8 protein-coding genes are annotated in these 8,710 nt (G+C 39.0%); 7 read left to right on the forward strand and 1 reads right to left on the reverse strand.

Annotated features, from left to right (window positions below; all coding sequences use genetic code 11):
* Positions 1 to 158: 158 nt before the first annotated feature.
* The 7 genes from HF078_RS11695 to HF078_RS11725 all read left to right on the forward strand — a co-directional run bounded on the left by HF078_RS11695 (position 159) and on the right by HF078_RS11725 (position 7,309).
* Positions 159 to 1,139 carry an ABC transporter ATP-binding protein gene (locus HF078_RS11695; RefSeq protein ID WP_169291319.1) on the forward strand — a complete coding sequence of 327 codons (981 nt, stop codon included), beginning with the start codon at positions 159 to 161 and terminating at the stop codon, positions 1,137 to 1,139.
* Positions 1,139 to 2,161, forward strand: a complete 1,023-nt coding sequence (locus HF078_RS11700) for an ABC transporter ATP-binding protein (protein ID WP_169291320.1) — start codon at positions 1,139 to 1,141, stop codon at positions 2,159 to 2,161. Before HF078_RS11695 ends, HF078_RS11700 begins: the two co-directional genes overlap by 1 nt.
* Before the next feature lie 109 nt (positions 2,162 to 2,270).
* Positions 2,271 to 3,956, forward strand: coding sequence for an ABC transporter substrate-binding protein (locus HF078_RS11705; RefSeq protein ID WP_169291321.1), 1,686 nt, complete (start codon positions 2,271 to 2,273; stop codon positions 3,954 to 3,956).
* 243 nt (positions 3,957 to 4,199) lie between these two features.
* Positions 4,200 to 5,150, forward strand: a complete 951-nt coding sequence (locus HF078_RS11710; protein ID WP_169291322.1) for an ABC transporter permease — start codon at positions 4,200 to 4,202, stop codon at positions 5,148 to 5,150.
* Between the two features lie 14 nt (positions 5,151 to 5,164).
* Positions 5,165 to 6,076: an oligopeptide ABC transporter permease gene (opp4C, locus tag HF078_RS11715; RefSeq protein ID WP_168863912.1), complete on the forward strand. Its 912-nt coding sequence runs from the start codon at positions 5,165 to 5,167 to the stop codon at positions 6,074 to 6,076.
* 156 nt (positions 6,077 to 6,232) lie between these two features.
* Positions 6,233 to 6,460: a YuzI family membrane protein gene (locus tag HF078_RS11720; RefSeq protein ID WP_169291323.1), complete on the forward strand. Its 228-nt coding sequence runs from the start codon at positions 6,233 to 6,235 to the stop codon at positions 6,458 to 6,460.
* A 99-nt stretch (positions 6,461 to 6,559) separates the two neighbouring features.
* Entirely contained in the window at positions 6,560 to 7,309 is a 750-nt protein-coding gene (locus tag HF078_RS11725; RefSeq protein ID WP_169291324.1) for a YjbA family protein, read from the forward strand.
* 68 nt (positions 7,310 to 7,377) lie between these two features.
* Here HF078_RS11725 and trpS read toward each other — a convergent pair whose 3' ends face one another.
* Entirely contained in the window at positions 7,378 to 8,367 is a 990-nt protein-coding gene (gene trpS, locus HF078_RS11730; RefSeq protein WP_169291325.1) for a tryptophan--tRNA ligase, read from the reverse strand.
* Positions 8,368 to 8,710: the final 343 nt, after the last annotated feature.

The raw sequence follows: 8,710 nt of genomic DNA on the forward strand, positions 1-8,710 counted from the left end.
TCTATAATAGCAATCTTTGAATAGATTAATAGCTAGTAGTTTTGTAAATTTGTAATATAAAGATTAAGAATTAATTAAATTTATCTGAATTCTATATATTACATATTTAGACATCTTACAGACCATGCATCGAAAGAAAAAAGGATGGTGAAGGCTAAATGTCAGCTTTATTGGAAGTGAGAAACCTAAAAACTCACTTTTTTAGAAAAAAGCAAGCTATTCCAGCTGTAGATGGTGTAGATATCTCCATTAAAAAAGGAGAGACTGTTGCACTTGTTGGAGAATCAGGATCTGGTAAGTCTATTACTTCCCTATCTATTATGGGTCTTGTTCCTAGCCCTGGAGGGAAAATTGTTGATGGAGAAATTCTATTCGACGGACAGGATCTTGTGAAACTAACAGAAAACCAATTATGTAAAGTTCGTGGAAACGATATCTCTATGATCTTCCAGGAGCCGATGACATCATTAAATCCGGTTCTAACAATCGGTGAGCAAATTACTGAAGTATTAATTCTTCATCAAAAAATGTCAAAAACAGCAGCAATGAAAAAAGCGATTGAAATGTTAGAAGTTGTAGGATTTTCAAGAGCTGCTGAAATTGTCAATGATTATCCTCATCGTCTATCAGGCGGTATGAGACAAAGGGTAATGATCGCGATGGCGATGAGCTGTAATCCAAAGCTGTTAATTGCGGATGAGCCAACAACAGCGCTAGACGTTACCATTCAAGCTCAAATACTAGATTTAATGAAAGACCTTAGCCATAAATTTGACACTTCCATCTTGTTAATTACACATGACTTAGGGGTTGTATCAGAAGTTGCTGATAGAGTTGTAGTTATGTATTGTGGTCAAGTCGTAGAAGAGGCGTCCGTGGACGATTTGTTCGAAGAGCCTCTGCATCCTTACACACATGGTTTGATGGGGTCCATACCTGATATTGAGGGAGATATATCTCGCCTTCAATCTATCGAGGGTAACGTGCCGCCTCCAACCAATTTACCACAGGGCTGTCGTTTTGCCCCGCGCTGTCCAAAAGCATTTGATCGTTGTCATAGCGAGGTTCCGGACTTGCTTAAGAAAAGCGGAAATCGCTCTGTTCGATGCTTCTTATACGAAGGCGAGGAGGCTAAATAATGACTGCAACCGAGATTAAAACAGAAAAGACTTTAACGGATACAAGTTCTGATAATATCCTTGAAGTAAGAGGATTGAAGAAATACTTTCCAATTAAAGCGGGACTTTTACAAAAGCATGTAGGCGATGTTAAAGCGGTAGATGACTTAAACTTTTATATTAAAAAAGGTGAGACATTAGGACTTGTTGGAGAATCTGGGTGTGGGAAATCCACAACTGGAAGAACTATTATCCGCCTATATGAGCCTACAGAAGGAAATATCATTTTCAAGGGGAGAGATATTGCAACCATGAGTGAAAGCGAACTTAGAAAGACTGTTCGTAAAGACATTCAAATGGTTTTCCAAGATCCATTTGCAACGCTTAACCCAAGAAAAACTTTAAGATCAATCCTAAAAGAACCATATAACACACACAACTTGTTCACTAAAAAAGAGCGAGAAGAGAAAGTGCAAGAGTTGCTAGCTAAAGTAGGGTTAGATCCAAGTTTTATCAACCGTTATCCGCATGAGTTTTCCGGTGGACAACGTCAACGTATTGGGATTGCTAGAGCACTTGCGCTAAACCCAGAATTGATCATTGCCGATGAAGCAGTATCTGCACTGGATGTATCAATACAAGCCCAAATCATTAACCTTATGCAAGACCTTCAGAAAGAAATGGGACTGTCCTATATCTTTATCTCCCATGATTTAAGTGTAGTTCGTCATATAAGTGACAGGGTCGGCGTAATGTATTTAGGGCGGATGATGGAACTAGCTACCAAACAAGATTTATATAGTGAACCACTTCATCCTTATACGCAAGCATTACTATCAGCTGTACCTTCTACTCGCCGTAAAGGCCAAGTGAAGAGAGAACGTATCGTTCTGAAAGGTGAATTGCCAAGCCCGGCTAATCCGCCTACAGGATGTGTGTTCCATACAAGATGTCCAGCTGCAATGGATGTCTGTAAGCAAATTGTTCCTCAATTCAAAGAGGTTAAACCAGATCATTTTGTTGCTTGTCACCTATACGAATAGGTGGCAAGTAAATAAAATATATACCCTTTGAAAGGGGGAGATAATCAAACAGTTAACTTTCTTTACCTTTCATTTTCAGAACATTAAAAAATTTTTAGGGGGAGTAAACGTGAAACAAAAATCATTACTACTTATCGTTTTAACGTTAGTTCTGTCCTTGTTCCTTGCTGCTTGTAGCGGATCGAACAATGCAGGTACAAATACTAACAACACAAACACTACGAACAACGAAACTACTGGCAACAACGAAGAAACAGAAGAAGAAGAAGCTACAAATGAACCTGTACAAGGTGGAGACCTAATCATCGGTTCTACTGGTAGCCCAACAATGTTCAACCCGCTTTACTCTGCAGATACTGCAAGTTCTGCAATTGAAGGTTTCATTTTTGACGGATTATTAACAAGCGATACTGCTTTCGAAACACAATTAAACATGGCTGAAAGCTGGGATATCTCTGAAGATGACCTAGTTCACACGCTTAAAATTAAAGACGGTATCAAGTTCCACGATGGTGAAACTTTAAATGCTGATGACGTTGTATTCACTCTTAGCATTCCTCTAAGCGAAGACTATGATGGTCCTCGTGCAGGTTACTTCGAGAAAATCGAAAAAGTTGAAAAAATCGACGATTTAACTGTACAAGTAACTCTTAACGCTGTAGATCCAACGATCCACATCGCTTTAGGTTACCCAATCCTTCCTGAGCACGTCTTAGGTGAGGTTCCAATCGCTGAACTTGGTGAGTACACAGAGTTCAATACTAAAAACCCAATTGGAGCAGGTCCATTCAAATTCGAAACTTGGGAAGATGGACAATTTGTTAAAGTTGTAGCAAATGATGATTATTGGGATGGTCGTCCATACTTAGATTCTTTAACTTACCGTATTATTCCTGATGCAGATGCATTAATGACTGCATTAGCTGCTGGTGATATCCATTACTACACTGTTCCTGCAACTGACATTGCAACTGTTAAAGAGTGGGAAGCTAATGGTCAATTAAAAGTAGAATCTGGATTAGCATTATCTTACACTTACTTAGGATACAACCTACGTAACCCATTATTCCAAGATGTAAAAGTTCGTCAAGCTTTAACTCACGCTCTTGACCGTGAACTAATCGTTGAGTCTGTAATGAACGGTGACGGTGAAGTTGCTGATGTTCCTGAGTCTCCACTTAGCTGGGCTTATGACGAAGATGTACCTCGCTTTGAGTACGATGTAGAAAAAGCAAAAGCTATGCTTGCAGAAGCTGGATGGACTGCAGGTGCTGACGGAACTCTTGAAAAAGACGGTCAGAAATTTGAATTCACTTTGAAAACGAACCAAGGTAACAAAGTTCGTGAAGATATCGCTGTAGTAGTTCAAGAACAGTTCGCTGAGCTTGGAATCAAAGTTACTCCAGACATCATGGAATGGTCTGCATTCTTGGCTGACATCGATCCTCCAAAATGGAACTTCGATGCTATCATCCTTGGATGGGCATTATCTACAGATCCAGATCCAAGTGGAATCTTCCACTCTAAAGAAATCGAAGAAGGTTTGAACTTCGTTGGTTGGTCTAACGCAGAAGCTGATAAGCTAATGGACGAAGCTAACCTAACAATGGATCGTGACGAGCGTGCTGCTAAGATCCAAGCAATCAACAAAATCATTGCTGAAGAGCAACCATATACTTTCTTGTACTATCCAAATGCACACCGTGCAATGCCTACTAACCTAGAAGGCTTTGAGTTCCATGCAAGATCGGAATTCTACAACATCAACAAATGGTGGTTAGCAGAGAGCAACTAATTAACCCCCGTTTATAGTTAGAAAGAGGGGAGGGGAAATTCCCTTCCCTTCTTTTTTACTGAAATGAATTACTTAGACACTTGAATCTATTGGATCAGAAAGGTCGAATTTGTCATGGACAAGTCGTCTTTCATTGAACTTGAACACTTTACTGTGCAACGTCGCAAAATGTACAGTATTAAAATAAAAAAATCACGTTTACTTCTACCTTCCTAAAGTAAAGACAGAAAAGGAGAATCAGCTATGATCTCATATATCATCCGCCGTTGCTTAATGGCGATTCCCCTATTATTCGGTATTACAGTATTATCCTTTGCCATTATACAAATGGCACCAGGTGGTCCTACTTCCCTTATGATGGATCCGAATATTAGTAAAGAAGATATGAAAAAGTTTGAAGAGCGGTATGGGTTAAATGATCCTGTTCACGAGCAATATTTCACATGGGTATCAAATATGGCTCAGGGAGATTTTGGCGAGTCATTAATCCGTCGTGGAGTTCCAGTTAGTGAAATGATTATGAACCGACTGCCAAATACACTATTACTTATGATTGTTTCTACTGTTTTGGCAGTAATTGTAGCCATTCCATTTGGAGTCATCTCTGCCAGAAAGCAATACAGTTTAACAGATTATACGGTTACAGTTACATCATTCCTTGGATTGGCGACACCTAACTTTTGGATAGGTTTAGTACTAATCATGGTATTTGCTGTTCAGTTGCAATGGCTGCCTACTGGTGGTGTAGCAACATTGAATGCTGAATTTAGCATCCTTGATAGAATTCATCACTTAATCTTGCCGGCATTTGTACTTGCAACAGCTGATATGGCGGGCCTAACTAGATATACACGTTCTAGTATGCTTGAAGTGTTGAAGCAAGACTACATGCGTACAGCAAGAGCAAAAGGTTTAAAGGAAAACAAAGTAACGTATAAACATGGTTTACGTAATGGATTAATTCCAGTAATTACGATTTTTGGTTTAATGCTACCCGGTTTCATTGGGGGATCGGTTATTGTTGAAAAGATATTTGCTTGGCCTGGTATTGGATTGTTATTCTTTGACTCCGCATTCCAGCGGGACTATCCGGTAATCATGGCACTAACAGTTATCTCAGCGGTCTTTGTAGTTATCGGAAACTTGGTTGCCGATATTCTATATGCAATTTTTGACCCGAGAATTGAGTACTAGAAGGGGGAACATCGATGCAAACTCAACCATCAACTCAACCAACTAACCAATCGTTAAACCCCAATATTAAGAAGAAGCCAGACACATTAACGAAAATTACGATTAATAAATTTATGAAAAATAAACTAGCTGTCATTGGAGCGGTTTTACTTTTCATCATAATCTCTTTAGCGATACTTGCACCACTTATTGCTCAATTCGAACCACAAAAGCAAAGCTTGTTGAATAAACTACAATCTCCAGGCGGAGAACATTGGTTAGGTACTGACCGATATGGACGCGATGTATTTGCACGTATTCTGTTTGGAGCGAGGGTATCCCTACTAGTTGGATTTGCTTCTGTAGCAGGTTCCATTACAATTGGAACAGTTATTGGTGCGGTTGCAGGATATTTTGGAGGGAAAATTGATGCGGTTCTAATGCGTATAGTAGACGTTATCATTTCCATACCAACTATTTTCTTGCTAATTACATTGGTTACAATCTTCCAACCAGGTGTGGACAAGCTAATCTTGATTTTCGCTTTAACAGGTTGGACATTTACAGCACGTCTTGTGCGAGGAGAATTCTTATCACTTCGTACACGTGAATTCGTACTTGCTTCTAAAACTATTGGAACAAGAAGCCATACGATCATTTTCTCTCACATCCTTCCAAATGCGATGGGTCCAATCATCGTATCTGCAACATTAGGAGTAGGGGGAGTTATCTTGGCAGAATCAGCATTAAGTTACCTAGGTTTAGGTATTCAACCACCTACACCAAGTTGGGGGAACATGCTGCAGGATGCGCAAAACTTTACTATCATGTTAAAACACTGGTGGTATCCTCTATTTCCTGGAATAATGATTTTAATAACAGTGTTAAGTTTCAACTTTGTTGGAGATGGATTACGTGATGCACTTGATCCAAAAACACTTGACTAGAAAAGCTGAGAGCCGATCTCGGCTTTTCTTTTTGCCTATTTTTCATAGAACTTGTCATTATTTTGTTGGCATGTCATAAAATTATAGTAATAGATAGATTGGACAAGGAGACGTTACTATGATTATAAATAGGAAATATTCAGTGAGAGATGGCTAATGATCAGGGGAATTCTTTTTTTGACAGGGTTTGGCATCTCTGTTGCTGGCGGTATTAGTACGATTGCCTACTTGAATCTTTTTGCAACAGGATTAAGTTTAATGGAGTTTTTATTGTTCCTCCTTACTAGGCCAGAATTTTACCTTCTACCTATTGGTATGATTCTGATTGCAATAAGTATTTATTTATCTGGCAACTCTAAACCGTCTTTTCGAGACAAAGAATAGACTTATTAAAATTAATTGGGTATTTTGGAATAATTATGCACTTCACTGTTCATACTGTTGGATAAATAAAAGAGTTAGATGTGAAGTGAGGGGTATGATATGTTGTATCTTCATGACGTATGGGTAAATTGGTTTGAAGGAGAAGAAAACGGTTATAATGTTTGTCATTTTCATGAGTGGAGGAAGGACGATAGTGTAGAGTTATTGGATCAAGTTCCTCTATTGAAAGTAGATTCAGTTTTGTTCCATTATATTGAAAACGACCTCCAAGAGCTGCCTTCATCTTTGCTAGAAGATATTTTCCAAAAAAGCTATATTCGCAAAAACCATGAAAGAATTCAGTTGGACTACTGCTTTGTTGTTACAGATGGACAAGGAATATTAGCTGTAGACACAATAGGTTACAATATTCCTATTCGTAAAAGTAGGTTAATTCCAAGACAAGAACAATTAGTATACGATATGGTGGAAAACCATGATTATGAAAAATATTCTTTTTCGCCATCTAGCAAATCGCCAAAGGATTATCATATTTTATCCCCATCACCAGAAATCATGAACGGTTTGACTAGAAAAGAAAGACAATTAAAACAACTTCTTTTCATGGCTTTGGATCAGTTAAGGTCAACTTGCAATGTTGCTGAAATTAGATATTGGTATACAGAATGGAACCCAATTCATTACAGAGAAATCCAATCGATGAGTTTTGAGGAAGTGTGGTCACAATTGCTTGAGGAAACAAGAGAAGGTTGGTCTGATAAACATCAGACTTTTTGTGAGCATTTAGTAAAAGGCCAGCCGTTTTTTGAAAAGTTGTGGGAGTTGGAACAACATCCTAAAGTTAATTAAGTGTCGAATATTTCCGAGGAAAGAAAAAAACTGTCAGAGACATTTTGCTCTCTGACAGTTTTTTTGAATTAACGGCGTTTGCGTCCTAAGCCCATGGCGTTTTCGATTTTTTTAAGTGTTTTCATTGCAGCACGGTTTGCTCGCTCGGCGCCTTCATCAAGAATGGCATCGAGTTTGTCTGATTCAATAAGGTCATTGTATTTGGTCTGAATAGGTTCAAGTGCTTCAACCACCACTTGCGCAAGATCTCCTTTGAAGTCGCCATACCCTTTTCCTTCATATTGTACTTCCAATTCTTCAATCGTTTTGTTTGCCAAGATCGAATAAATAGAAAGAAGATTGGAAACTCCAGGTTTATTCTCTTTATCGTAACGCACAATTCCTTCAGAGTCTGTTACTGCACTTTTAATTTTCTTCTCTAGTTGCTTTGGTGTATCCAATAAGGAAATAAAAGACTTTAGATTTGGATCTGATTTACTCATTTTTTTCGTTGGTTCTGTCAGTGACATGATTCTTGCGCCAACTTTTGCAATTTTGACTTCTGGAACAGTCAAGATGTCACGGTATTTTTTATTAAAACGTTCTGCAAGATCTCTTGTTAATTCGAGATGTTGCTTTTGATCTTCCCCAACAGGAACCACATCTGTTTTGTAAAGAAGGATATCCGCCGCCATTAATGGTGGGTAAGTAAGTAATCCTGCCGTTACGGCTTCTTTTCCTGTTGACTTATCTTTGAACTGAGTCATTCTTTCCAATTCTCCGATATATGCTACGCATTGCATCATCCAGCCGAGTTGAGCGTGTGCTGGTACTTCTGATTGAATGAAAAGAGTTGCTTTTTCTGGATCTAGACCGATTGCTAAGTATAGTGCTGCAAGCTTTCGGATATTTTTGCGAAGTTCCTGTGGATCTTGTTGTACGGTGATTGCGTGTTGATCGACGATACAGAAGTAGCTGTTGTAGTCGTTTTGCAACTCCACAAACTGTTTCATTGCTCCGATGTAGTTACCAAGAGTTACATTTCCACTTGGTTGAATTCCTGAGAAAATTGTTTTCATTTTAGTTCTCCTTTTTTATAAATTGTACATGGATAATCACCTGGTAGTTTTCCGTTCCAGGTGTTAGCTTTCCTAAAGGCGGTGCTTGAGCCTCACTTCGTTGGAGTCCACTGAAAAAGTATTTAATTTTAGAATTATTAAAAACACCGCTGTTGATTTCCGCAAACGGCTTCGCTTTCCTAGGGGCGCTGCTGGAGCCTCCTCGGCTACGCCTGCGGGGTCTCCACCTAGCGCTATCTCCCTCAGGACAAGGAAGGCTTCGGCAGCGAAACATCGCACGAAGAAAATGCGTAGCATTTTCGAGGAGTCTTCGCCTTTTGCTCCAATCACCAGCTAGGAATTA

This window comes from Bacillus sp. RO2 (assembly GCF_012911845.1).
Classification (GTDB): Bacteria; Bacillota; Bacilli; order Bacillales; family Bacillaceae_I; genus Sutcliffiella_A.